Source organism: Vibrio sp. 2033 (genome assembly GCF_033339735.1).
In genome coordinates this window covers 104,158-128,821 of record NZ_JAWOVC010000007.1, presented here as the reverse complement: position 1 = coordinate 128,821, position 24,664 = coordinate 104,158, and the positions used below count along the sequence as shown (strand labels likewise).

Annotated in this window: 20 protein-coding genes; 16 read left to right on the top strand and 4 right to left on the bottom strand. The window is 45.0% G+C overall.

Translation table 11 applies throughout. The annotated features are described in order from the left end of the window. Nucleotides 1-233 precede the first annotated feature (233 nt). Both purL and R7P74_RS11880 read left to right on the top strand, forming a co-directional pair. Nucleotides 234-4,127: a phosphoribosylformylglycinamidine synthase gene (gene purL, locus R7P74_RS11885; protein ID WP_318122865.1), complete on the top strand. Its 3,894-nt coding sequence runs from the start codon at nucleotides 234-236 to the stop codon at nucleotides 4,125-4,127. A gap of 295 nt (nucleotides 4,128-4,422) precedes the next feature. Further along, complete coding sequence (locus R7P74_RS11880) at nucleotides 4,423-4,731, top strand: DUF3622 domain-containing protein (protein WP_025998700.1); 309 nt, start codon at nucleotides 4,423-4,425, stop codon at nucleotides 4,729-4,731. Between the two features lie 90 nt (nucleotides 4,732-4,821). Here R7P74_RS11880 and R7P74_RS11875 read toward each other — a convergent pair whose 3' ends face one another. From R7P74_RS11875 to R7P74_RS11865, 3 genes are all read right to left on the bottom strand, one after another. Then, the gene (locus tag R7P74_RS11875; protein WP_005381599.1) at nucleotides 4,822-5,262 is read right to left on the bottom strand and encodes a hypothetical protein; all 441 of its coding nucleotides are present in this window, start codon (nucleotides 5,260-5,262) and stop codon (nucleotides 4,822-4,824) included. A 118-nt stretch (nucleotides 5,263-5,380) separates the two neighbouring features. Continuing rightward, nucleotides 5,381-7,567, bottom strand: coding sequence for a TonB-dependent receptor domain-containing protein (locus tag R7P74_RS11870; RefSeq protein ID WP_053306531.1), 2,187 nt, complete (start codon nucleotides 7,565-7,567; stop codon nucleotides 5,381-5,383). Nucleotides 7,568-7,831: 264 nt separating this feature from the next. Further along, on the bottom strand, nucleotides 7,832-8,899 hold the full coding sequence (locus R7P74_RS11865; RefSeq protein WP_222712424.1) for a succinylglutamate desuccinylase/aspartoacylase family protein: 1,068 nt from the start codon (nucleotides 8,897-8,899) through the stop codon (nucleotides 7,832-7,834). A 330-nt stretch (nucleotides 8,900-9,229) separates the two neighbouring features. On the opposite strand from R7P74_RS11865, the gene R7P74_RS11860 reads away from it, so the two are divergent. After that, nucleotides 9,230-9,769 (top strand): DUF3332 domain-containing protein, encoded by a 540-nt coding sequence (locus R7P74_RS11860; RefSeq protein ID WP_005381596.1) that lies wholly within the window; start codon nucleotides 9,230-9,232, stop codon nucleotides 9,767-9,769. Between the two features lie 64 nt (nucleotides 9,770-9,833). Here the strand turns inward: R7P74_RS11860 and R7P74_RS11855 are convergent, their stop codons facing one another. Further along, nucleotides 9,834-11,306, bottom strand: coding sequence for an aminoacyl-histidine dipeptidase (locus R7P74_RS11855; RefSeq protein WP_005381594.1), 1,473 nt, complete (start codon nucleotides 11,304-11,306; stop codon nucleotides 9,834-9,836). Between the two features lie 1,023 nt (nucleotides 11,307-12,329). Between R7P74_RS11855 and R7P74_RS11850 the strand changes: the two genes are divergently transcribed. The 13 genes from R7P74_RS11850 (at nucleotide 12,330) to thiL (ending at nucleotide 24,607) form a co-directional block, all read left to right on the top strand. Beyond that, nucleotides 12,330-13,619 carry an NCS2 family permease gene (locus R7P74_RS11850; RefSeq protein WP_262634291.1) on the top strand — a complete coding sequence of 430 codons (1,290 nt, stop codon included), beginning with the start codon at nucleotides 12,330-12,332 and terminating at the stop codon, nucleotides 13,617-13,619. Between the two features lie 263 nt (nucleotides 13,620-13,882). After that, a complete protein-coding gene (tet(34), locus tag R7P74_RS11845) occupies nucleotides 13,883-14,347 on the top strand; it encodes an oxytetracycline resistance phosphoribosyltransferase domain-containing protein Tet(34) (protein ID WP_005381590.1) in 465 nt (154 codons plus the stop codon). A 91-nt stretch (nucleotides 14,348-14,438) separates the two neighbouring features. Then, the gene (gene frsA / locus R7P74_RS11840; RefSeq protein WP_005381586.1) at nucleotides 14,439-15,686 is read left to right on the top strand and encodes an esterase FrsA; all 1,248 of its coding nucleotides are present in this window, start codon (nucleotides 14,439-14,441) and stop codon (nucleotides 15,684-15,686) included. A gap of 115 nt (nucleotides 15,687-15,801) precedes the next feature. Further along, nucleotides 15,802-16,191, top strand: coding sequence for a sigma factor-binding protein Crl (crl, locus tag R7P74_RS11835; RefSeq protein ID WP_005381584.1), 390 nt, complete (start codon nucleotides 15,802-15,804; stop codon nucleotides 16,189-16,191). Nucleotides 16,192-16,312: 121 nt separating this feature from the next. After that, nucleotides 16,313-17,452 (top strand): glutamate 5-kinase, encoded by a 1,140-nt coding sequence (gene proB / locus R7P74_RS11830; protein ID WP_005383771.1) that lies wholly within the window; start codon nucleotides 16,313-16,315, stop codon nucleotides 17,450-17,452. 17 nt (nucleotides 17,453-17,469) lie between these two features. Continuing rightward, complete coding sequence (locus R7P74_RS11825; RefSeq protein ID WP_225473455.1) at nucleotides 17,470-18,720, top strand: glutamate-5-semialdehyde dehydrogenase; 1,251 nt, start codon at nucleotides 17,470-17,472, stop codon at nucleotides 18,718-18,720. Nucleotides 18,721-18,926: 206 nt separating this feature from the next. Further along, nucleotides 18,927-19,376, top strand: a complete 450-nt coding sequence (gene nrdR / locus R7P74_RS11820; protein ID WP_005381578.1) for a transcriptional regulator NrdR — start codon at nucleotides 18,927-18,929, stop codon at nucleotides 19,374-19,376. A 7-nt stretch (nucleotides 19,377-19,383) separates the two neighbouring features. Beyond that, nucleotides 19,384-20,511 (top strand): bifunctional diaminohydroxyphosphoribosylaminopyrimidine deaminase/5-amino-6-(5-phosphoribosylamino)uracil reductase RibD, encoded by a 1,128-nt coding sequence (gene ribD / locus R7P74_RS11815; protein ID WP_130545217.1) that lies wholly within the window; start codon nucleotides 19,384-19,386, stop codon nucleotides 20,509-20,511. A gap of 8 nt (nucleotides 20,512-20,519) precedes the next feature. After that, the gene (locus R7P74_RS11810) at nucleotides 20,520-21,173 is read left to right on the top strand and encodes a riboflavin synthase (RefSeq protein ID WP_225473456.1); all 654 of its coding nucleotides are present in this window, start codon (nucleotides 20,520-20,522) and stop codon (nucleotides 21,171-21,173) included. Between the two features lie 173 nt (nucleotides 21,174-21,346). Further along, nucleotides 21,347-22,456, top strand: a complete 1,110-nt coding sequence (ribBA, locus tag R7P74_RS11805) for a bifunctional 3,4-dihydroxy-2-butanone-4-phosphate synthase/GTP cyclohydrolase II (protein ID WP_005381573.1) — start codon at nucleotides 21,347-21,349, stop codon at nucleotides 22,454-22,456. A 169-nt stretch (nucleotides 22,457-22,625) separates the two neighbouring features. Then, nucleotides 22,626-23,096, top strand: a complete 471-nt coding sequence (gene ribH / locus R7P74_RS11800) for a 6,7-dimethyl-8-ribityllumazine synthase (protein ID WP_005381572.1) — start codon at nucleotides 22,626-22,628, stop codon at nucleotides 23,094-23,096. Next, nucleotides 23,096-23,563 carry a transcription antitermination factor NusB gene (nusB, locus tag R7P74_RS11795; RefSeq protein WP_005381571.1) on the top strand — a complete coding sequence of 156 codons (468 nt, stop codon included), beginning with the start codon at nucleotides 23,096-23,098 and terminating at the stop codon, nucleotides 23,561-23,563. The genes ribH and nusB overlap by 1 nt, the downstream gene beginning before the upstream one ends. A 78-nt stretch (nucleotides 23,564-23,641) precedes the next feature. After that, on the top strand, nucleotides 23,642-24,607 hold the full coding sequence (gene thiL, locus R7P74_RS11790) for a thiamine-phosphate kinase (RefSeq protein WP_225473458.1): 966 nt from the start codon (nucleotides 23,642-23,644) through the stop codon (nucleotides 24,605-24,607). Nucleotides 24,608-24,664: the final 57 nt, after the last annotated feature.

Below are 24,664 nucleotides of genomic sequence, written 5' to 3'. Positions count from 1 at the left end.
ATCACACACTTATAACGTGACATTGTGTGTTTTATCGACATTTTAGTTGTAATTCAAATTTGACAAAAAAAATGACGCAAACGGTTGCTTTTGGTGTTACATCACAAAAACAATTACTATATAATGCGCTCGCAATGACGAGGTGGAATCGGCATAGGTTCGACAGGGCTTATTTTAAGTGTCTGAATTTATTCCAATATCACCTTAATCAATTGCATAAGAGACCTAAGCACATGAGAATTTTGCGTGGCTCCCCAGCTCTTTCTGAGTTTCGTGTTAATAAACTACTGGAACTTTGTCGTGAACAAGATCTGCCTGTAACTGGCATTTATGCCGAGTTTATGCACTTTGCCGATCTAAAGTCAGACCTTGATGACCAAGAGTTAGAAAAACTTGAAAAGTTACTAACTTACGGTCCAACCATCGAAGAGCATGAGCCTGAAGGTCTTCTACTTCTTGTCACGCCTCGTCCTGGCACTATCTCGCCTTGGTCTTCTAAATCTACCGATATCGCTGTTAACTGTGGCTTGGATAAAGTAAAACGTCTAGAGCGTGGTACGGCTTATTATGTCGAATCTTCAGTTGTTCTCTCAGAAGCTCAAGCTGACGCTGTTAAAGCGTTAATTCACGACCGCATGATGGAAACAGTATTCACAGAATTTGAAGCCGCATCAGCATTGTTTACTGTTGCAGAGCCTAAGCCTGTCGCACATGTTGATATCTTAGCTGGCGGTCGTCTTGCGCTTGAAGAGGCAAACGTTTCCCTTGGCTTGGCACTCGCAGAAGATGAAATTGATTACTTGGTAGAGAACTTTACTAAGCTTGGGCGTAACCCAAACGACATTGAATTGATGATGTTTGCTCAGGCGAACTCAGAGCATTGTCGCCACAAAATTTTTAACGCAGATTGGACTATCGACGGGGTAGATCAACCTAAGTCTTTGTTCAAAATGATCAAAAACACTTTTGAAACGACACCTGACTATGTACTGTCTGCATACAAAGACAACGCAGCCGTTATGACAGGTTCTAAAGCGGGGCGTTTCTTCCCTGACCCTAAATCTCGTCAATACACGTACCACCATGAAGATACGCACATCTTGATGAAGGTAGAAACGCACAACCACCCAACGGCAATCTCTCCATGGCCGGGCGCATCGACTGGCTCAGGCGGTGAAATCCGTGACGAAGGCGCGACGGGTATCGGCGGTAAGCCAAAAGCGGGTCTGGTTGGTTTTACAACCTCTAACTTACGTATTCCTGGTTTTGAACAGCCATGGGAAACCGACTTCGGCAAGCCGGGTCGTATTGTAAATGCGTTAGACATCATGCTTGAAGGCCCTCTAGGAGGCGCGGCATTCAACAACGAATTTGGTCGTCCAAATCTATTGGGTTACTTCCGTACTTACGAAGAAAAAGTCACTTCTCATGCGGGTGAAGAAATTCGTGGTTACCACAAACCAATCATGATTGCTGGTGGTATGGGTAACATCCGCGATGAACACGTACAGAAGAAAGAGATCCCTGTGGGTGCGAGCCTAATCGTACTTGGTGGTCCGGCAATGAACATCGGTCTTGGTGGTGGTGCGGCATCTTCCATGGCATCTGGTCAGTCAGCAGAAGATCTGGACTTCGCTTCAGTACAGCGTGAAAACCCAGAGATGGAACGTCGCTGTCAGGAAGTGATCGACCGTTGTTGGCAGTTAGGCGACGACAACCCAATCGCATTTATCCACGATGTGGGTGCAGGCGGTATCTCTAACGCATTGCCTGAACTTGTCGACGACGGTGAGCGTGGCGGTAAGTTCCAATTACGCGATGTACCAAACGATGAGCCGGGCATGAGCCCACTGGAAATCTGGTGTAACGAATCACAGGAACGTTACGTTCTAGCGGTAGCGCCAGAAAACATGGAAGCATTCGACGCCATCTGTAAGCGTGAACGCGCACCGTATGCAGTGGTGGGTGTGGCGACAGAAGAGCGTCATCTAACGCTAGAAGATTCTCACTTCGACAATACGCCAATCGATATGCCAATGGATATCCTGCTTGGTAAGCCACCGAAGATGCACCGTGACGCAACCACACTAAAAGTGGAAAGCCCTGCCATTGTTCGTGATGGTATTGAGCTTAATGAAGCGGTGGATCGCGTACTTCGTCTTCCTGCTGTTGCAGAAAAAACATTCCTAATTACTATCGGTGACCGAACAGTAACGGGTCTGGTTGCTCGTGATCAAATGGTTGGCCCTTGGCAGGTACCAGTAGCAAACTGCGCAGTAACAGCGGCAAGCTACGACACTTACCATGGCGAAGCAATGTCGATGGGTGAGCGCACGCCAGTGGCATTACTAGACTTTGGAGCATCGGCTCGCCTAGCCGTTGGTGAGTCACTAACTAACATTGCGGCAACAGACATCGGTGATATTAAACACATTAAACTGTCTGCGAACTGGATGTCTCCAGCGGGTCACCCAGGTGAAGATGCGGGTCTTTACGAAGCAGTGAAAGCGGTTGGTGAAGAATTGTGTCCTGCTTTAGGTTTGACTATCCCAGTTGGTAAAGACTCCATGTCGATGAAAACCAAGTGGGAAGAAAACGGCGAGAGCAAAGAAGTCACATCTCCACTGTCGCTAGTTATCACGGCATTTGGTCGTGTGGAAGACGTACGTAAGACCGTGACTCCACAACTACGCACTGACAAAGGAAATACTTCTCTAGTTCTTGTTGACTTGGGTAACGGCAAAAACCGCTTAGGTGCGACAGCATTGGCACAAGTATACAAACAGCTGGGTGACAAACCTGCTGACGTAGATAATGCAGAGCAGCTAAAAGGCTTCTTTGATGCAATGCAAGCGTTAGTACGTGATGACAAGTTAGTGGCCTACCACGATAAAGGCGACGGCGGTCTGTTTGTTACACTGGCTGAGATGGCGTTCGCGGGTCACTGTGGCGTAAAAGCGAACATCGCAGAGCTGGGTGACGATGCGCTAGCCGTTCTATTTAACGAAGAGCTAGGTGCGGTTGTTCAAGTTAAGAATGATGATCTAGATTCAGTTCTATCTACTCTGGCGGCAAACGGCTTAGAGGCATGCTCACATGTGATTGGTTCTGTTGAAGCTTCAGACGACTTTGTTATCACTTCTGGTGATGCAGTTGTGCTTGAACGTTCACGTACCGAACTACGCGTTATCTGGGCTGAAACAACGCATAAGATGCAAGGTCTACGTGATAACCCAGCGTGTGCAGACCAAGAGCACGAAGCTAAGAAAGACAACTCTGACCCTGGTCTAAACGTTAAGCTCAGCTTCGACGTAAATGAAGACGTAGCAGCACCGTACATTGCGAAAGGTGCTAAACCTAAGATGGCAATTCTACGTGAGCAGGGCGTTAACTCCCACGTCGAAATGGCAGCAGCGTTTGACCGAGCTGGTTTTGAAGCAACCGACATCCATATGAGCGATATCCTAACAGGCCAAGCGGTACTGGATGAATACCATGGCCTAGTAGCTTGTGGTGGCTTCTCTTACGGCGACGTACTAGGTGCGGGTGAAGGTTGGGCTAAGTCTATCCTGTTTAACGCACAAGCTCGTGAACAGTTCCAAGCCTTCTTCAACCGTGAAGAGACGTTCTCTTTAGGTGTATGTAACGGTTGTCAGATGCTATCAAACCTGAAAGAGCTGATCCCAGGTGCAGACTTGTGGCCACGTTTTGTGCGCAACGAATCTGAGCGTTTTGAAGCGCGCTTTAGTCTAGTTGAAGTTCAGAAATCTGATTCTGTATTCTTCGACGGCATGGTTGGTTCGCGTATGCCAATCGCGGTTTCCCACGGAGAAGGGCGTGTAGAAGTACGTGATGCAGAGCACCTAGCAGCGATTGAAGCATCAGGTACGGTTGCGGTTCGTTACGTGGATAACCTCGGTAACCCAACACAACAATACCCGAACAACCCGAATGGTTCGCCAAACGCGATTACCGGTTTAACAACAGCAGATGGTCGCGTAACTATCATGATGCCTCACCCAGAGCGCGTATTCCGCACAGTTGCAAATTCTTGGGCTCCGGAAGGTTGGGGTGAAAATGGCTCTTGGATGCGTATGTTCCAAAATGCTCGTAAGAATATCGGTTAATTAACCAAAGGTTAATCTAGCTTAAGTAAAGCGTTGGTTGAGAGATCAGCGCTTTCTTTTTTCTTATCACTCTTTTTTCTTCGTCACTCTTTCTAGTGACTTGGCGAAACGTTGCTTTGTTCTGCCTCTTCTTTGTCATCTATTATCTAGCGTAAAAAACTTGCAGCGTTTAGATTACTTTTATGCTCTAATACCGCGCTTACCAAGGGATGGTGTTAAACAGCTCAGCTTAGATGGAGTTATCAAGTTGACCGAATCCCTGATTGATCCCTAAATCCCTTAGGAAATGAAAGAAATGTCTAAGAATCCAAAATTTGCTATCCGAGTCACTGAAAAACGTAACGGCTGGAGCGCAGAAATCACTCGCCAAGTGACATCTCGTAAGACTGTAGTATCAAAGCGTGAAACAGGCTTTGACAGCGAAGAGAAAGCACAAGCTTGGGCTGAACAAGAACTGGCTGGGTTTATCCAAAACCAAGTGGTTCGTAACGAGCGTAAAGCAGCGCAACGTCAAGAGCGTGAAGCAGAACAACTAGCGGCAAAAGTTCGTAAAGAAGAAGCCCGCAAAGCACGTGAAACCGAAGTAGACACTGACGAAGAATAAGTTTAAATCGGTGAGATGGTGACGTTACCCATCAAACAAATAGTGAAAATGCCCTGAGTTTTGTCTCAGGGCATTTTTTATTTATATCGGCTAAAAACAATCCGATGATACGGACAGGCTAAACGTGCCGTCTTCAGGGGCTGCAAATTGTTTATTGCCAGGAAGAAGGTGAGGGTTATTAGCATAAGTGCGATGTGTCGATTTGACCTTTGCAGAATGTCTTTCCGGTAAATCAAAGTGTTGTAAGCCGTCAGATAGATCGTTTGCTTCACCGTAGTCGAAATGTGTTGCGACGTCTTTGGGCTGCTTGGCGTAACGACAGTGATCCGGCTTACCATCTTCGTGCCAAGTTAAAGAGTTAGTTTTTGCATCTAGATTCAGGTTATTTGCTGTTGGCTGTGCGTAAAAATCTTCTGAAACTTGGTGCTTGCTTTGTTCTTGTAAGTAGTCTGCAATGTTCTCAGAAGCTTGCGCTAGGCTACCTACAGGGAAGAAGCAAATCAGAAGAAGCCGTGTTTTTAGATTGTTCATAATGTGTATGCAAGCAAAAGGAAATGATAATACTGATAAATAAAACGGCGTGCAATTATGGCCATTGGATACGATATAACAGGGCAGTTAATGTCTGCCCTGCATCTTTTAGGTATGGTTAGTATTGATAAGTGAGGTGCAGTTTGACTTCGCGACCAGGCGAAGGCACGCCATTAGATAGGTATGCTTCGTAGTAACGATCGGTTAAGTTTTTCACAACCGCGCCAACGCTCAAGCCTTCGACTTGTTGTATTTCCCAAACCACGTAAGCGTTTTGTAGCGTGTATTGCTCACTTGGCGATTTCACTTTTAAATTGTTACCGCTTGCCTTGGTTTTGGTTTGCGCATCATACCAACGGACTTCCCAGCCCGTACGTAAACCAGGAATCCATTCGTAACCTAAACCCAGATTAATGTTTAATGGCGGTACATCAGGATGATCATCATCTGAACCTGTAGAGTCAGATAGGCTACCTTTGTTTTTGCCGCGAATGTAACTTGCTGAGAAATTACTGTAGAAATCTTCAATCCGGTATTGTGAAATTAGCTCAAAGCCATAGTTTTTAAAGCCATCTAGGTTTGTATTCCAGCTTTGTAACTCAGTAGTATTTTTGTCGAGGTTTTCGCCCGTTCGTATATCAACTGTGTCGCTAACATCGTTATAGAACATAGTTAACTCTGTTGCGAGGTTATCGCGAGAGTTCACCAGCCCTTCCGTTAAGTTGATAACGCTTGCTTGATAAGCATGGATACGAGACACGTCCAGATTCAAAGCAGTAGCCGTAGCGGTAGCTCGCGCATATTGCACTGAGTAGATGTTATCAACGGTTGGTGCTTTTAAAGCGTAGGCGTAGGAGGCGTTTAAACGCGTATTATTGCTCGCATCAAAGTCGATATCCAAACGTGGGCTAAAGCCTTTATGCGTCGTTTCACCGTAGTTATGTCCGGCAGCTGGATCATTATAATCCGGCGCAGCGTTCCCTTTTCCTTCACTCTTGATGTATTCGTAACGCAGAGAAGGTGTGATTGTTAGGCGGTCTGTTGCTTGATAGTGATCAGCAATGTAAGCGGCATAAATTGACTGCGTGCCAGATGGTTCGTAGTAAGGGGTGTACCAACCGTAGTTTTTCGCTTCATTACTGTCGTATGATGCGTTGAATACTAACGAGTCTCTATCGGTTTTTTGATATTGAAGCCCAGTGACTAGAGTGTGATCTCCGAATTGCGCTTGGTTAAACACATCAACGTAATCACGCTCGTAACTCAGCCATGACTCATGACCGTAACTGCCAACAGAAACGAACATTTTCTCGAATGCTACGTCAGGGCGAACCCAATGACGATCGTTTTCGGAACGTGCCATTTTGATATTGAAATCAATATACGGGTTAGTCGGCATGTAGTGGTAAGAGATGGTCGTGGTGTTGTCCGTGTATTTGTTATCGACGGTGTAAGCGTATTGGGCTTTTTCTAATGAGCCGTATTTCTTGATATTGTATTCGGTGATGTTAGGCATTTTTCCGCGGCGGTTAGCCCAAGGTTTACGACCTTCATCTTTGTAGCGAGTGTGGCTAATTTCAAACTCGTGATCGTTGTTTTCATAACCGACCTTTACGAGCATGTTTTCTTGCTCATAACCTGAGTAATCCAGCGTTTCACCACCTCCGACTTTAATGTCATCAGAATCTTTTACCGAGCCATTCGCTAGAAAATAAAAACCAGTATCGTTTTTACCATAGAGTGTTAGCGTGTAGGCGTTCTCATCGCCGTTGGTGTTGTATGCACTTGAGATGCGAGCACCAAAGTTTCTTTCGCCGTACAGGAGATCATCGACACTTTTGGTTTTAATGCGAATGGAGCCACCAAACTTCCCGTTGAGTGCTCGATAGTCGTGCGCGCCCTTGATAATTTCTGCTTCGCCAATTAAGAACGGATCAAAAAAGAAGGTACCGTAGCGGTATTGTTGAAAGCCGATTGGAGCGCCATCGACAAAGACGGCGATATCGCTTGGATCATCAAAACCACGAATGTTAATACGTTCGCCACCAGAACGACCGCCACCATCTATTGATGCACCGGGAACGGCATCGATCATTGAGGCAAAATTAGAGTACTGTTGCTCTTCAATCTCTGACCAATTAATGGTGGTTTGCGCAGGCTCAGCAATGGTAATAGGTTTGGCATAACGAACGCCTATGACTTCAAGCTCTTCATTTGGCGCTGTCTCGGCATATGAATAAAGAGGGAAGAGCAAAGCCAGTGAAATGAGATTTACTTTGAATGGATGACTTTTTAATCGTTTCATATTGATGATTTATAGTGTTTTTATGAAGCTCGGATTATAAGAACATTATTACGATTAATAAATGATAATGAGATTAATTATCAAATGTGTTTTTGCGATGGATTGTAAAGTTTTTTATCCATTCGTGGAAACTACGATAAGTATCGTTAGCTTACATAAAACAAAAAGCCCAGCATCATGGATGCTGAGCTTATTGGCTTTTAAACAAGATAGTGCGAGCACTGTTGCTCCTTTTGAGCTAATCAGGCGCCTACTTGGTAGGAATTACTGAGTTTCTAACGGTATCTGTCCGGTGGTCAGCGGCTCGGCATCGAATTCAGTGAGGCCTTCAATATAGCTTTCGACTGCTTGCTCTAAAGCATTATCACCTTGGTTAAAATAGGCAAGGTGGAAAATTGCATCGCCTTCGTTCACCAATGGTAATGTTTGTTGACCGATAACCAAACCACGCTTCGGGGCTTTTAGTTCTATCTCATCATGACCAAGAGGAGAGCTAATATAAGCGAGCGTTTCCCCCTGTTCTACTTTGTCTCCCAGATTAACGACAGTACGCAAAATGCCGTTACCTGACGCGCGAACCCAGCTGGTGGACTTCGCTATGATAGGCTCAGGCAGCTTTTTCCTGCTCGCACGCAACATACCAATGGCTTGCATTACGCGCCGAACCCCGAGTACACCAGCGCTTATCGAAAGTGGATCAAAGCGCAATGCTTCGCCAGCCTCGTAGGTGAGCACTGGAATATCACATTTTTCTGCTTCACTGCGTAAAGAGCCATCACGCAATGCTGAATCAACAATCACTGGCGTTGCAAATGCTTGAGCAATACGCAGAGTTTCTGGGTTGCTTAAGTTTGCGCGGATCTGTGGTAAGTTCGTGCGATGAATTGCCCCTGTGTGTAGATCCAAAATGTAGTCACAACGCTTGGCAATGTTGTTAAAGAACCCGTGTGCCATACGAGATGCAAGTGCGCCTTTTTCACTGCCAGGAAAGCAACGGTTGAGATCTCGTCGGTCGGGCAAGTAACGAGATTTATGGATGAAACCAAAAACGTTAACGATAGGTACTGCAATGACAGTGCCTTTCAGTTTTTGTGGTTCCAGTTGGTTAATGATCTGACGAACGATTTCTACGCCATTAAGCTCATCACCATGGATAGCGGCATTCACCATTAACACTGGTCCTTCTTGTTTCCCATGGATGATTTCCACAGGAATAGATAAAGGCGAATGTGTATATAGCTTCGCTGCTTCAAATTCGATCTCTAATCGTTGTCCTGGTTGTATTTGATGTCCTAAGAGCTCAAACACTTTGCTTTTTTTACTTCTGGCCATAAACCATCTCTGTCAAATGCGTCATCAGCAATGTAACAATTGCTGCAAAATCGCACTAATCATTCTCATTAAGGACACGACAAATTACTTTAATCGTCATGCGTGAAATTTTGGTATGTGTGAAGTTTTTGTTTTCAATATGATCTTTTCTATCAGTTTAATACATAACAAGCCATAGAGAAGAGAGCGCAATAATAGCCTTAAAAAATGTGACTGTATTAAAAATAATACTGTTCATGGAGGACAAAAAAACGGACTTTTAACCCTACTTTTTATCCGATAATATCCGCGCCGAATTTGAGGTTTCACACTTTCTAACTAGAGGTTTTGATGAAAAAGGCAATTGCTAAAATTGGTGCATTGACTGCGGTAGCAGTTTCACTTTCAGGTTGCGTAGGTAGTAATGCCGTGACAGGTTATGTCATGGGGTTTAACTTGAAAGCTGTTGACAACCGTTACGCTCGAGGTGGCCTAAATATGCTTTTAGCGCCTGTTTATGGTGTCGCGATCGCAGCGGATTATATCGTGTTTAACTCTCTAGAATTTTGGACGGGTAAGAACCCGTTAAATGGTAAGCCACATATCTTCGATACAAAGGTAGATACTTACATTGATGTCAATCACCAGTTAGATAAGTCGTTAACGACGGCACCAATCGCACCATTAGCGGATAACCGTGTCATTGAGCAGGGGCGAATGCAGCAAATCGATGAGAACACTGTTCAAATGGATATTACTTACAGTAACGGTGAAAAGGCGACACTCATGGGTGTACGCGATGGTGAGTTTGTTACTTACTACATTGATGGTGAAGTTGCTGCACAAACCTCAATGGATGAATTAGCCGCTTACGCGCAAAACCGTGTGTAGTTGGGTTCAACTAAACCAAAAAAAGGGTGCCGTATGGCACCCTTTGTCATTTTTCGTGATTGAATTATGCTTTCTCTGGAATCGCTTCTAAAAGCGCGACCATCTGATCCCAGTACAACTGAACAGTATCAATCTTCACTTTCTCATCTGGAGAGTGAGGGAATTTTATTGTTGGACCGAAAGAAACCATATCCATGTGTGGGTATGGTTCTTTAAATAGGCCACACTCAAGACCAGCATGGATGACCATGATGTTCGGCTTATGACCGTAAATGCCTTCATACATATCACGGAAAATTGCCATGATCTCGGAATCTGCATCTGGCTTCCAGCCAGGGTAAGCGCCTGAGAACTGAATTTGTGCGCCTGCTAGCTCAGTAATCGAGCGCAGCATGCTTTCCACTTGGCTACGGCCAGAGTCAATGAGAGAACGAATCAAGCAAAGCACGGTGACTTTATTTTCTTCTGTGCTGATCACACCAACGTTTAGAGAAGTTTCAACAACGCCTTCCACCTCATCACTCATACGGATTACGCCGTTTGGACAAGCGTTAAGTGCCGCAATGAATCGTTGCTGATCGGCGATTGAAAATACTTGCGCGTCAGTCGTGATCGCTTCATTAAAGGTTACGATACCTGTTTCGATTTTACCCAATTCAGTTTTAAGCAGCTCAGTGTAGTGGTTGAACAGCTCAGCAAGTTTGTCTTGGTTTTCGACAGGAAGCGCGACAGTAACAAACGCTTCGCGAGGGATTGCATTACGTAAGCTACCACCACGGAATTCGACTAAACGTAAATCAAGCTCTTGAGCATGACCGGCAAGGAAACGACCAAGTAATTTGTTGGCATTACCGCGACCTGTGTGAATGTCACAACCTGAGTGACCACCTTTTAGGCCTTTCAGCGTCAGTTGGCGTGTTACAAAACCTGCAGGCGTTGATTCTCGAGAAATATCGAAAGTCATGGTGCCATCAACGCCACCTGCACAACCCATGTAGACTTCGCCTTCTTGCTCAGAGTCTGTATTTAGAAGAATCTCACCCTCTAACCAACCAGCTTCAAGGCCAAATGCGCCAGTCATGCCTGCTTCTTCATCAATCGTCAGCAGAACTTCGAGTGGACCGTGCTTAATATCTTTAGATGCCAATACAGCAAGGCAAGAAGCCATACCAATACCGTTATCTGCACCAAGCGTCGTGCCTTTCGCAGTTACCCATTCGCCATCGATGTAAGGTTGGATTGGATCTTTGGTGAAGTCGTGTTCAGTGTCTTCGTTTTTCTGCGGCACCATGTCGATGTGTGCTTGAAGTACAACAGCCTTCTTATTTTCCATTCCTGGTGTCGCGGGCTTTTTGATGAACACGTTACCGGTTGGATCACGGCGAACGTCAAAGCCTTGCTCTGTTGCCCAGTTGATAATGTACTGTGCTAATGCTTCTTCATGTTTCGATGGATGAGGGATAGAACAAATCTTATCGAAAAACTGCCAAAGTGGAGCAGGTGATAAGGTACTGATCTCAGAATGGAACTCAGACACGGAGGACTCCTTTTGATGTGCTTTGCCAAATATATACCGTAAAAATATTGTCAAGGTAGCATTAAATGCTAGACGATTTGGCCTTCAAATTGCCGTTAGCATACCACCAGATAAGGAGTACGAGTAGTCGCGATCACAAGGATTTCTCTCAGAACTGTCACAGTTTGTGAATACAATAACAAGCACTATGTGTTCTCTATCATATATTCTGAAAGTGGCTTTATTTTTTAATTCATAAAATTGTAATTTAATTACACATAAACTTTGATAAAGGTCAATTTGTGCATTTTTTGTGATTCCAATCACTAAAATGCTTGTAATTAAATTTCTTGGTGGTATATTTGTAACCAGCTTCTGAGAGAAGAATGAAATGCTCAAAGGATGAGTCCGTTTTATCGCCTCCAAGGAACCGAGAAATCAACGAATGTTTAATTGATTTAAAAGGTGATAGTTATGAAAGGTTTACCAAGTACAATGTTCTGGAATAGCAAGTCTGTTTACACCGGTAACTTTGTATACCCAACAAGCTTTGGCTACTAAGTGAAGTCAACGCATGTGACTCGAACAGTTTGTTCACCCCTATAAATTGGAATTTTTTTTCAGTGATAGTGCTGACATGATTCACCGCCACCCAAATTGGGTGGCGTTTTTTTATCTCTATTTTCTCTTCCTGACTCACTTATTGCCATCAAAGTCTTCTTCTATTCCCCATTCTTCGGTTTTATCGACTTTTCCATCAAATCTGTTAGATACCATGTTTAAAATGGGCCTTTTTCATCTGAAAGTTTAGTACATTGCTCAGTTTTTATTCTCTTTTAGAGAACTGTGTTATCTGGGTTACCTATTGTTTTGTAAGAATATATTTCTTTACTTGCTTTGATGGGTTAGAGAATGTGTTTCATATCCAAAGAAAAAAAACGCATTAGAGTGAAGATTCTATCTAGAATTTGCTATTTGATAACTTTATAATTCCCGCCAATCGATTACGCAACCGTTTACTTTTTACCTTTACAGGATTCGATCATGCTCGAGAGGCTTTTTAAACTCAGTGAAAATGGCACAAATGTGCGCACTGAGATCATTGCAGGTGTTACGACCTTCCTAACTATGGCTTACATTATTTTTGTAAACCCAGCGATCCTGTCGGATACCGGTATGGACCGTGGCGCCATTTTTGTCGCGACTTGTCTTGCTGCCGCAATCGGCTGTTTTATCATGGGATTTGTTGCCAATTACCCAATCGCACAGGCACCAGGAATGGGCCTGAACGCATTTTTTACTTACTCTGTTGTATTGGGAATGGGTTATACGTGGCAAGTTGCGTTGGCGGCTGTATTTGTTTCTGGCCTTCTGTTCATTCTTTTAAGCGTATTTAAGATCCGTGAGTGGATTATTAACTCGATCCCGCATTCTCTACGAACAGGTATTTCAGCTGGTATTGGTCTTTTCTTAGCGTTTATCGCATTAAAAAATGCAGGTATCGTCGTTGATAATACAGCGACATTAGTTTCTATGGGAGAGATCACATCATTGCCATCTGTATTGGCCGCGATTGGCTTCTTTCTTACGATTGCACTGGTTCACCGTGGTGTGAAAGGTGCGGTGATGATCGCCATTCTTGGCGTTACAGCGCTTGGTCTTCTATTTGGTGATGTGCAGTGGAGCGGTATTATGTCAACGCCACCAAGCATTGCGCCAACTTTCATGCAACTGGATTTCTCTGGTTTGTTTGAAGTAGGCATGATTTCCGTCGTATTTGCTTTCCTATTTGTCGATTTATTTGACACCGCAGGTACGCTCGTTGGCGTTTCTCAAAAAGCTGGTCTAACTGATGAGAATGGCAACATCCCTCGTTTAAACAAAGCGTTACTTGCAGACTCAACAGCAACGTCAGTAGGTGCATTACTTGGTACCTCCAACACGACATCTTATATTGAAAGCGTTTCTGGTGTAGCTGCGGGTGGGCGTACTGGTCTAACAGCCGTGGTTGTTGGTGTACTCTTCCTACTTGCTCTATTGTTCTCACCACTTGCGGGTATGATCCCTGCTTATGCAACGTCAGGTGCGCTATTCTATGTGGCGATCTTGATGCTGTCTGGGCTAGTAAGCATTGATTGGCGTGACCTAACTGAAGCGTCCCCAGTTGTTGTGACTTGTTTAGTTATGCCGCTAACATTCTCGATTGCAGAAGGTATCACGTTAGGCTTTATCGCATACGCGGCGATCAAGTTATTCAGCGGTAAGGGCCGTGAAGTGTCGATGAGTGTATGGGTGATGTCAGCCATCTTCATCGTTAAATACCTCGTCGGTTAATTTCTCGAGCAAAAAGCCAGTGTGGATTTATTCACGCTGGCTTTTTCTTTTTTACGTTGTTCACAGAAGACGGTTTTTCTGCGGAATAGGCAGAGAATTTTGATATCACCGTTGGTATTAGCGGTGTGTTTCGGTAGAATAATCGTTTGCGCAGCTTGAAATCCTCGTCTCCAAACATTTTGGAGAAGTTAGTGAGCATTCCGCTTTTGAGTGACTTCGCTAGATTTTGAGGATGCATATTTTCAAATTATTAGGTTATTACAATGAGTAAAAAATTCATTATCACTTGGGATGCAATGCAGACTTACTGCCGTGAACTGGCTGAAAAACAAATGCCAGCTGAGCAATGGAAAGGAATTTGGGCGGTAAGCCGCGGCGGTTTGGTTCCTGGCGCTATTTTGGCTCGTGAACTGGGTATTCGTTACGTTGATACAATCTGTATTTCAAGCTACGACCATGATCATCAGCGCGATATGACGGTACTAAAAGCACCTGAAGGTGATGGCGAAGGTTACCTAATCGTTGAAGACCTAGTAGACAGTGGTGATACAGCGCGCAAACTACGTGAGATGTATCCAAAAGCGAAAATGATCGCTGTGTGTGCGAAACCATCAGGCAAAGAGCTGCTGGATGATTACGTTGTAGATATTGCTCAAGACACTTGGATCGAGCAGCCTTGGGATATGTCAATCCAGTATGCTGAGCCAGTAAACCGCAAGCAAAAATAAACGCGGTTAAAGAATATTGAGAAATGCCCCTTTATAGGGGCATTTTTTTTATTATGATATTAAATCATGCTAATAGCCTAGGGTTCTTCCTATGTCTGAAGACGTCAGTAAAAATCTTTCCGAAACTTTGTTCGTGAAACATAAGCAAGCAAAAGAAACCTCCGCGCTTACCCAGTACATGCCGACCAGTAAAAAAATACTTGATGAACGAGAAGCGCAGGGTGATCGTGCTTGGTATCGTCATTTGCGTCGCTTGCAATGGGCTTGGCAAGGATTGTCTCCGATCGAAATGGAAGGCGTACTGTCCAAAATTGCTTCATCTTCTCACTCGCGAACCAATGATGATTGGTTAGACACTGTAATGGGTTATCACAGTGGTAACTGGACATTTGAGTGGATCAAGCTTGGTATGGATCATCAGAAGCGAGCAAATGAAATGCAAGGAGAAGAGGCAGCGGATGAACTCTTCACTGCTTCTTTGTGTTTTAGTATTGCAGGCTACCCACATTTAAAAAATGACAACTTGGCATCGCAAGCTCAAGTTCTGGCAAACAAAGCGTATTCTGACGGCGCAGAAAAAACTAAGTACACCATCAAGCAAATTGAAGTGCCTTACCAAAATCGCAAAATCATCGCGAACCTCCATTTACCAAGAACGGATAAACAGTTGCCTGTGGTAATGGTGAGCGCTGGTTTGGATACCCTACAAACCGACATGTGGCGTTTGTTCCGTAATCGTCTTGCACCGCGAGATATTGCGATGTTAACCGTGGACATGCCTTCGGTAGGGCATAGCTCTCATTGGCCCTTGACCGAGAATTCAAGTTGCCTACATCAAGCGGTATTGAATGAGCTTTACTCGCTACCTTGGGTTGATCATCACAAAGTGGGGTTAGTTGGGTTTCGTTTTGGTGGTAATGCCATGATCAGACTCTCTTTTGTCGAGCAAGAAAAGATCAAAGCTTGTGTCGCTCTAGGCGCACCCGTACATGATATTTTTACTTCCCCTCAGAAGTTGCAAAAAATGCCGAAGATGTACTTAGATCTTTTGGCTTCCCGTTTGGGGAAAAATGCGGTTGATATTAATAGCATGGCTGGTCAGATGATGGCGTGGTCATTGAAGGTTCAGGGCTTCCTGAGCAGTCGAAAAACCAAAGTGCCTATTTTGGCTTTGAGTCTTGAAGGCGATCCAGTGTCGCCACACAGTGATAATCAACTTGTTGCTCTATTTAGCCAGTATGGTAGAGCGAAAAAAATCAGTTCCAAAACAATTACAAAAGGATATGAGCAATCCCTCGATTTAGCCATAAAGTGGCTAGAAGATGAATTATTAGGGTGACAATTCTCCTAAATTAGTTAAGAGTGATATATCTGAGCAAAAAATAAGCTCATGATAATTAAAAATAATAATCATTCTTGGGTGTTTACTTTTAACTATGAAAACGGAGATTCATATGTCAGAGACGACTCAGGGCCCGACTCACTTTCGCTTGATGTCAAAGTTGAAGGCGATAGGACCTTACCTGCGCGAACCACAATCGCAAGAAGGGCGCTATTATTTTGATTGTTTATCTGTATGTGTAGACGACAAAAAATCGCCTGAGAAGCGTGAATTTTGGGGCTGGTGGATGGATTTGGAATCCATCGAGGGAGGCTTTACTGCTAAATATCATATTGGCAAGTACAACAAAGAAGGGCAATGGGTATCTGAAGCCCTTCCCAAAAAAGTGGTAGAGGAAGTGTATCTCACGCAGAGCACATTCCATCAAAAGCTGGTTGATACTTTAGAAGAACACTTCAAATTAGAAGTCGAATATCACACGGAGTCTTTCGATTTCGCTTAATTTGGTTGTTTTCATTTAATACCAAACAAAAAGGTGCGAAAACGCACCTTTTCTCTTGTTAATTCCCTATTTGATTGTTAAAACATCTTCTCTTTATTTGTTTTTCACTTCAGAAGACATCATGACAACGAATCAACAAAATGCAGTTGTTTCACAACCACAAACTGTCGTTGTGAAACTGGGTACAAGTGTGCTGACAGGCGGCACTCTGGCACTCGACCGTGCACACATGGTTGAGTTAGCACGCCAGTGTGCTGAGCTTAAAAAACAAGGCCATTCAATCGTAATGGTTTCGTCTGGTGCGATTGCAGCAGGCCGTGAGCATCTTGGTTACCCCGCATTGCCCAACGAGATGGCGAGTAAGCAGTTACTTGCCGCGGTGGGGCAGAGCCGCTTGATTCAAACATGGGAGTCTTTGTTTGGTATTTATGGTATCAAGATCGGCCAAATGTTACTAACCCGTGCCGATTTAGAAGATCGTGAGCGATTCCTTAACGCGCGTGACACTATTAATGCGCTCGTCGCGAACGATATTGTTCCTATCGTAAACGAAAATGATGCCGTTGCGACTAGCGAGATTAAAGTTGGCGATAACGACAACCTTTCCGCTTTGGTAGGCATTTTATGTGGTGCAGATAAGCTCTTGCTTTTAACGGACCAAAAAGGTCTGTTTACTGCTGACCCTCGTAAAGATCCGAACGCAGAGCTTATCAAGGAAGTAAAAACCATCGACGACACGCTGCGTAAAATCGCAGGTGGAAGCGGTACAACATTGGGTACTGGTGGTATGGCAACGAAGCTGCAAGCCGCAGACATCGCTCGCCGCGCAGGTATCGAGGTTATTATTGCTGCTGGTAGTGCGCCGAATGTTATCTTTGACTCTTTAAGTGCTGAACCTCAGGGTACGCGCTTCCTACCTTGCGCTGAAGCCTTAGAGAACCGTAAACGCTGGATTCTAGCGGGACCTGCGGCATCGGGCGACATCGTTATTGATGATGGTGCAGTCAATGCTGTGGTCGGCAAGGGCAGTAGCCTACTTGCTAAAGGGGTCATCAAAGTTAGTGGTGACTTCGCACGAGGCGAAGTGGCGCGTGTAACAAACGCTCACGGTAAGTTGGTGGCTCGTGGCATCAGCGCCTACTCAAGTGATGACCTAACTAAAATTACGGGCAAACACAGTAAAGATATCATCTCTATTTTGGGTCATGATTATGGCTCTGAGGTGATTCACCGCGATGATTTGGTCGTCATTCAGGAATAGAATTAGAGGGAAGCAAAGTGGATTTAACGAATATGGGTAAAGCTGCTAAAGATGCAGCTTTCGAATTAGCGACAGCGTCAACTGCGCAAAAGAACCAAGCATTAGCCATCATCGCTGATGAGCTAGAAGCAAACTCTGCTGCTATTTTGGCGGCAAACGCTAAAGACATCGAACTTGGCCTTGAAGCGGGTTTAACCGATGCGCTGCTCGATCGCCTTTTGCTTAATGAAGAACGACTGACTGCAATTGCGAATGATGTTCGCAACGTCATTAGCTTGAACGATCCTGTAGGCAGCGAAATAGACAGTAAGGTACTGGAAAATGGGATGTCACTGTCTCGTCGTCGTGTGCCGCTTGGTGTCGTGGGCGTAATTTATGAAGCGCGTCCAAACGTAACCATTGATATCGCAGCGTTGTGCTTGAAAACCGGCAACGCAAGCATTTTACGTGGTGGCAAAGAGACCTTTTTCTCGAATATGGAATTAGTGAAGGTTATTCAGTCTGCGCTCGCAAAGGCGAACCTTCCAGCCGCTTCTGTGCAGTACATTGAAAAACCAGATCGTGAGCTTGTTTCTCAATTGCTTAAGTTGGACGATTACGTCGACATGATCATTCCACGCGGTGGTGCTGGCCTACACAAAATGTGTAAAGAAAACAGCACGATTCCGGTGATTATTGGTGGCTTTGGTATCAGCCATATCTTTGTCGACGAATCCGCTGATCTAAAGAAATCCCTGAATGTGGTTGAGAACTCTAAAGTTCAACGTCCATCTGCGTGTAACTCATTAGATACGCTGCTCGTGCATGAAAAAATTGCAGCGCAATTCCTACCAATGATCGTAGAGCGCATGAACGATAAAGTGACCTTCGTGACAGAGCCTAAGGTAAAAGCACTGATGGCTCAAGCAACACAAATTCGCGATGCTGTTGAAGGTGACTTTGATACGGAATGGTTGAGCTACACTCTTGGTGTAAAAGTTGTGTCTGATGTGAAAGATGCCATTGATCATATGCGTGTCCATAACGCGAGCCACTCAGATGCGATCATGACCAATAGCTTGGAAAACTCAGAGCTGTTCATCAATTCTGTCGGTTCGGCGGCGGTTTATGTGAATGCTTCAACGCGCTTTACAGACGGTGCGCAATTTGGCCTTGGCGCAGAAGTCGCAGTATCTACGCAAAAGCTACATGCACGCGGTCCGATGGGCTTAGAAGAGCTAACTAGCTACAAGTGGGTTGGTAAAGCGAACTACTTAGCACGCAGTTAACACATTCGACGAGATCTTGAGTGAAAAAGGGGCCTTTGCGCCCCTTTTTGTTTTGTCTAACATACCAATTCCGCTACACTACATGAGCTTTTATTTCGGTTTGAAAGCGTTATACCCAAATAGCTTTAATAGAGTCCGTATAACCATGAACGCGTGGTTATCCGTGATTGCTCATGAGGTTATTTTGGTATAGATATGGAGGTGATATGCATTGTCCTTTTTGTTCCGAGAACGATACCAAAGTTATTGATTCCCGCTTAGTGGCTGATGGCCATCAAGTTCGACGTCGCCGTCAGTGCTTGGCGTGTAGCGAGCGTTTCACTACGTTTGAAAGCGCAGAGTTAGTGATGCCTAAAGTGATCAAATCGAATGGCAACCGTGAACCATTTGATGAAGATAAAATGGTTGGAGGTATTCAACGCGCTTTAGAGAAACGCCCAGTGAGTGCCGATTCTATAGAGTTAGCGATCAGTATGATCAAATCACAACTGCGTGCGACGGGTGAGCGAGAGGTTCCGAGTGAAATGATTGGTAATTTAGTCATGGACCAGCTCAAAGAGCTCGATAAGGTGGCTTACATTCGTTTCGCTTCCGTTTACCGCAGCTTTGAAGATATTCGCGAGTTTGGCGAAGAGATTGCCCGCCTAGAAGACTGAGTAGCTCATGACTCAACACACTCCTGAAAGAGCGTTTTCTGATTTAGATTTCGCCATGATGTCACGAGCTATTAAGTTAGCGAAACGTGGCATTTATACCACCGCCCCTAATCCAAATGTAGGGTGTGTCATCGTTCGTGATGAAGAAATTGTCGGTGAAGGCTATCACCATCGTGCTGGTGAGCCGCATGCCGAAGTGCACGCGATGCGCATGGCGGGTGAAAAAGCAGTTGGTGCAACCGCTTATGTGACGCTAGAACCTTGCTCTCATTACGGCCGTACACCGCCATGTGCCGAAGGGCTGATTAAAGCCAAAGTGGCACGTGTGGTTTGCGCCATGGTAGACCCAAACCCGAAAGTTGCAGGTCGCGGCATCCAGATGTTACGTGATGCCGGAATTGAAGTACAAATCGGCTTGTTAGAGCAAGATGCCCTTGCCCTTAACCCTGGTTTTATAAAGTACATGCGTACAGGCATGCCGTTTGTTCAATTAAAAATGGCAGCCAGTTTGGATGGGCAAAGCGCACTCAGTAATGGTCAGAGCCAATGGATCACCTCCCCAGCGGCCCGCCAAGATGTGCAGCGTTATCGAGCGATAAGTGGTGGCATTCTTTCTACTAGCAAAACGGTGATTGATGATAATGCATCACTCAATGTGCGCTGGGATGACTTACCTAATAGTGTTCAAGCGCAGTATTTACAAGAAGAGCTTCGTCAACCAGTACGTGTAATCTTAGACCGTCAGAACCATTTAACGGATGCGCTCAAGCTGTTCCATACCGATGGAGAACGAGTTATTGTTCGCTCTGATGGAGACTGTATCCCTCTATTGGACAGCGCTGACCAAATTGACTTATCAACGACATTAAAACGTATCTCGGATGAGCACCACATCAATCACTTATGGGTTGAAGCTGGAGCTACGCTAGCGAGTGCGATGATAAAGGCTAATCTTGTAGATGAGCTCATTGTTTACCTTGCGCCAAAACTCATGGGCAGCGATGGTCGGGGGCTTATCGGTGCTTTAGGGTTAAGCGCTATGGCTGACGTCATAGATTTAAACATTACAGACGTTCGTATGGTTGGGGTAGACATTCGCATCACCGCCACCATAAAACGTAATGAAATTAGATAAGAAATAGTATGTTTACAGGAATAGTAGAAGCAGTTGGCAAGTTAGCTGCGATTACGCCGAATGGCGAAGACATCACCGTCACGGTTGAAACGGGTACGCTTGATATGTCAGACGTTAAGTTAGGCGATAGCATTGCGACCAATGGTGTTTGCTTAACGGTAGTTGACTTCGGAAGCCACTATTACAGTGCTGATCTGTCATTAGAAACCTTGAAGAAAACTGGGTTTGCTGATTACCAAGTAGGCGATAAGGTGAATCTAGAAAAAGCCATGTTGCCAACAACGCGGTTGGGTGGACATATCGTTTCTGGCCATGTCGATGGGGTTGGTGAAATTGTCGAACGCAATTCAGTTGGCCGTGCGATAGAGTTTTGGGTTGCAATGCCTGCGGAAATTAGCAAGTACGTTGCAGAGAAAGGCTCGATTACTGTTGATGGTATTAGCCTAACCGTCAACGACTTACGTAAAAATGCTTTTAAGCTGACGATCGTTCCTCATACGAGTGAAGAAACTACGATTGACCAGTTTCAAGTGGGGCGCAAAGTCAACTTAGAAGTTGATGTACTTGCGCGTTATATGGAGCGTTTACTGCAAGGACAACAAGAAGATAAGGCCGAGTCTCGTATCACGATGGACTTTTTACAGCAAAACGGTTTTGCATAAGTCTTGGGAGTGGCTGCGTGAGGCATGCGATAAAGAGCAGACTCACAGAACACCGCGAGATTCATTGACTTGCTTAATGCAAAGCTCAAACTATTGACCTAACTAGCATTCACTGCAACGTAATTTTTCATTGCTGTCGCAATAACAAATTTAGAATAACGGGATAACAGACTATGCCAATCAGTACGCCACAAGAAATTATTGATGATATTCGCGCAGGCAAAATGGTCATCCTAATGGATGATGAAGACCGCGAGAATGAAGGTGACTTGATCATGGCTGCCGAGCATATTACGCCGGAAGCCATCAACTTTATGGCAACCTATGGCCGTGGCCTGATTTGTTTAACCATGACCAAAGATCGTTGCGAAAGTCTAGGTCTGCCACCAATGGTGCAAGACAATAATGCGCAATACACCACCAACTTTACTGTTTCGATTGAGGCAGCAGAAGGGGTAACGACTGGTATTTCAGCCGCAGATCGCGCACGTACCGTTCAAGCAGCAGTCGCGCCAAACGCTAAAGCTGCGGATTTGGTGCAGCCTGGTCACATCTTCCCTCTCGCAGCTCAAGACGGCGGTGTACTGACTCGTGCAGGTCACACTGAAGCTGGCTGTGATTTGGCTCGTCTTGCTGGTTTAGAGCCAGCATCGGTGATTGTTGAGATCTTAAATGACGACGGCACGATGGCTCGTCGCCCAGATCTAGAGATCTTTGCAGAGAAGCACGGTATTAAATTGGGCACTATTGCCGACCTAATTGAGTACCGCAATAACACTGAGACAACGATTGAGCGTGTGGCAGAGTGCAAGCTACCGACAGAGTTTGGCGAGTTCACGTTAGTCACGTACAAAGACACCATTGATAACCAAGTGCACTATGCAATGTGCAAGGGCGATTTGAAAGAAAAAGCGCCATTGGTTCGCGTTCATCTTCAAGACGTTTTTACCGACTTACTACGTAGCGATCGTAATGCAGAGCGCAGCTGGACACTAGATAAGGCAATGAAACGCATTGGTGAAGAAGGCGGTGTGCTGGTTGTTCTTGGCCATGAAGAATCGACCGATCTACTTATTCATCGCGTGAAGATGTTCGAAGCGCAAGACAAAGGTGAAGCCCCAACGCTTGCTAAAAAACAAGGCACGTCTCGCCGTGTTGGCGTTGGTTCACAGATTCTTGCGGATCTCGGTGTACATGATATGCGCCTTCTGTCATCGACCAACAAAAAGTACCACGCGTTAGGTGGTTTTGGTCTGAACGTTGTTGAGTACGTCTGCGAGTAACAACCGAACAATAAGTTCCTAGTCTTTGACGTGCTTAACTCGTCAATGGCTAGGAACCGGTGATTTGCCTCCAATTTCCATTAGATATTGCTCACAAATTTGTGCTAGAATCCGGCGATTCTCACTTGATGAACATATTTCACTTATAAATAGAGTTAAAGGAAAGCTTATGAAAGTGATCGAGGGTGGCTTCCCAGCGCCAAATGCAAAAATTGCTATCGTTATTTCTCGTTTCAACAGTTTTATTAACGAAAGCCTACTTTCTGGTGCGATCGATACACTAAAGCGTCACGGACAAGTAAGCGAAGACAACATCACGGTTGTGCGTTGTCCAGGTGCCGTAGAACTACCTCTAGTAGCTCAGCGTGTTGCTAAAACTGGCAAATTCGACGCTATTGTTTCTCTAGGGTCTGTTATTCGCGGTGGAACGCCTCACTTTGACTATGTTTGTAGTGAAATGAACAAAGGTCTAGCACAAGTGTCTATGGAATTCAGCATTCCAGTAGCATTTGGTGTTTTGACTGTTGATACGATCGATCAAGCGATTGAACGCGCAGGAACCAAGGCTGGTAATAAAGGTGCAGAGGCTGCACTAAGCGCACTTGAAATGATTAATGTACTATCTGAAATTGATTCCTAATGGGGGCCAGTGTGAAACCAGCCGCACGTCGTAACGCACGTCAATTCGCTCTACAGGCGATCTACTCATGGCAAATTACTAAAGAGAATGTTGCCAAGATTGAAGAACAGTTTTTGTCTGGCGACAAATACGATGAAGAAGAACTTCATGCATCTGAGCCAGCGCTTGCTGCTCCAGAGACAGACGTAGCTTACTTCCGTGAACTATTAAGCGGTGTTGTACTTAGCCACGCTGAGCTAGATAGCAAAATTCGTCCATACATCTCTCGTCCTATGCAGGATTTAGATATGATGGAACTTGCTCTTCTTCGCCTTGCTATGTACGAGATGACTCGTCGCGAAGATGTTCCTTACAAAGTTGTTATCAATGAAGCGATTGAACTTGCAAAAGTTTTCGCAGCAGAAGATAGCCACAAGTTTGTGAATGGTGTACTTGATAAAGCAGCACCTCACATTCGTAAGAAATAACGATTTCTTCAATGAAAAGGTCAGCACATGCTGACCTTTTTTGTATCAAAAGCTTTTACATCAAAAAGTAAGTGAATTATGTCTGGTGAATTTAATCTGATAGACAAGTACTTCGTCGGTCGTCAGAGCCAACGTAAAGATGTCCATCTAGCCGCTGGTGATGATTGCGCTTTGGTCAAAGCGCCAGCTAATGTTCAGATTGCGATTAGCACGGATACATTGGTAGCTGGAACGCATTTCTTAGCCGACGCGAACCCAGCATGGGTCGCACACAAAGCATTGGCTTCTAACATCAGTGATTTGGCAGCGATGGGCGCAACGCCTGCATGGGTGAGCTTTGCATTAACGATGCCCGAGCCAGATGAAGAATGGCTTGCACCTTTCTGTGATGCATTTTTCGAACTGGCTGATTATTATGGTATTCAGTTAATAGGCGGTGATACCACCAAAGGGCCATTGTGTCTGACACTCACGGTGCAAGGTTTTGTACCTGAAGACAAAGCGCTCAAGCGATCCGGCGCAAAGCCTGGGGATTGGGTATACGTAACGGGAAACCTTGGCGATGCAAAAGCTGGCTTGGATGTGATTCTAGATGACTCTCTGCGCAGCAGAGCCGGCGCGGAAGCACTAGAGCGAGCTCATTACCTTAGTTCTCCGCGTGTGCTTGCTGGACAAGCTCTTGTTGGCTTAGCCTCTTCTGCGATAGATATTTCAGATGGTTTAATCTCTGATATTAAGCACATTTTACAGCGATCTCAGGTTGGGGTGAGTATTGATGTCTCTCAGCTACCGATCTCTTCAGAATTAGTTCAGTTTTTAGATGATAAGATCAGCGCGCAGCAGTATGCTTTAGCAAGTGGCGAAGAATACGAGTTGTGTTTTACCGTGCCGGAGCAAAATCGAGGCTCGTTACAAAGCGCTTTATCTCATACTGGCTGTAAGGTCACATGTATTGGTCAAATCCGACCAAATGGAACCTTCGAGCTGCATGATAACAATCAACCACTTGATTGGGACTTAAGTGGCTTCGACCACTTTAAATGATCTAAGCTAAGCTCTAGCCAAGAGCCTGTTACTATTGAGTAACTCGCAGGCATGACG

Excerpts from the sequence above, each read along its gene's own strand:
- purL (WP_318122865.1), top strand. The coding sequence starts at position 234 with ATGAGAATTTTGCGTGGCTCCCCAGCTCTTTCTGAGTTTCGTGTTAAT.
- R7P74_RS11880 (WP_025998700.1), top strand. The coding sequence starts at position 4,423 with ATGTCTAAGAATCCAAAATTTGCTATCCGAGTCACTGAAAAACGTAAC.
- R7P74_RS11875 (WP_005381599.1), bottom strand. The coding sequence starts at position 5,262 with ATGAACAATCTAAAAACACGGCTTCTTCTGATTTGCTTCTTCCCTGTA.
- R7P74_RS11870 (WP_053306531.1), bottom strand. The coding sequence starts at position 7,567 with ATGAAACGATTAAAAAGTCATCCATTCAAAGTAAATCTCATTTCACTG.
- R7P74_RS11865 (WP_222712424.1), bottom strand. The coding sequence starts at position 8,899 with ATGGCCAGAAGTAAAAAAAGCAAAGTGTTTGAGCTCTTAGGACATCAA.
- R7P74_RS11860 (WP_005381596.1), top strand. The coding sequence starts at position 9,230 with ATGAAAAAGGCAATTGCTAAAATTGGTGCATTGACTGCGGTAGCAGTT.
- R7P74_RS11850 (WP_262634291.1), top strand. The coding sequence starts at position 12,330 with ATGCTCGAGAGGCTTTTTAAACTCAGTGAAAATGGCACAAATGTGCGC.
- frsA (WP_005381586.1), top strand. The coding sequence starts at position 14,439 with ATGTCTGAAGACGTCAGTAAAAATCTTTCCGAAACTTTGTTCGTGAAA.
- crl (WP_005381584.1), top strand. The coding sequence starts at position 15,802 with ATGTCAGAGACGACTCAGGGCCCGACTCACTTTCGCTTGATGTCAAAG.
- proB (WP_005383771.1), top strand. The coding sequence starts at position 16,313 with ATGACAACGAATCAACAAAATGCAGTTGTTTCACAACCACAAACTGTC.
- nrdR (WP_005381578.1), top strand. The coding sequence starts at position 18,927 with ATGCATTGTCCTTTTTGTTCCGAGAACGATACCAAAGTTATTGATTCC.
- ribD (WP_130545217.1), top strand. The coding sequence starts at position 19,384 with ATGACTCAACACACTCCTGAAAGAGCGTTTTCTGATTTAGATTTCGCC.
- R7P74_RS11810 (WP_225473456.1), top strand. The coding sequence starts at position 20,520 with ATGTTTACAGGAATAGTAGAAGCAGTTGGCAAGTTAGCTGCGATTACG.
- ribBA (WP_005381573.1), top strand. The coding sequence starts at position 21,347 with ATGCCAATCAGTACGCCACAAGAAATTATTGATGATATTCGCGCAGGC.
- ribH (WP_005381572.1), top strand. The coding sequence starts at position 22,626 with ATGAAAGTGATCGAGGGTGGCTTCCCAGCGCCAAATGCAAAAATTGCT.
- nusB (WP_005381571.1), top strand. The coding sequence starts at position 23,096 with ATGGGGGCCAGTGTGAAACCAGCCGCACGTCGTAACGCACGTCAATTC.
- thiL (WP_225473458.1), top strand. The coding sequence starts at position 23,642 with ATGTCTGGTGAATTTAATCTGATAGACAAGTACTTCGTCGGTCGTCAG.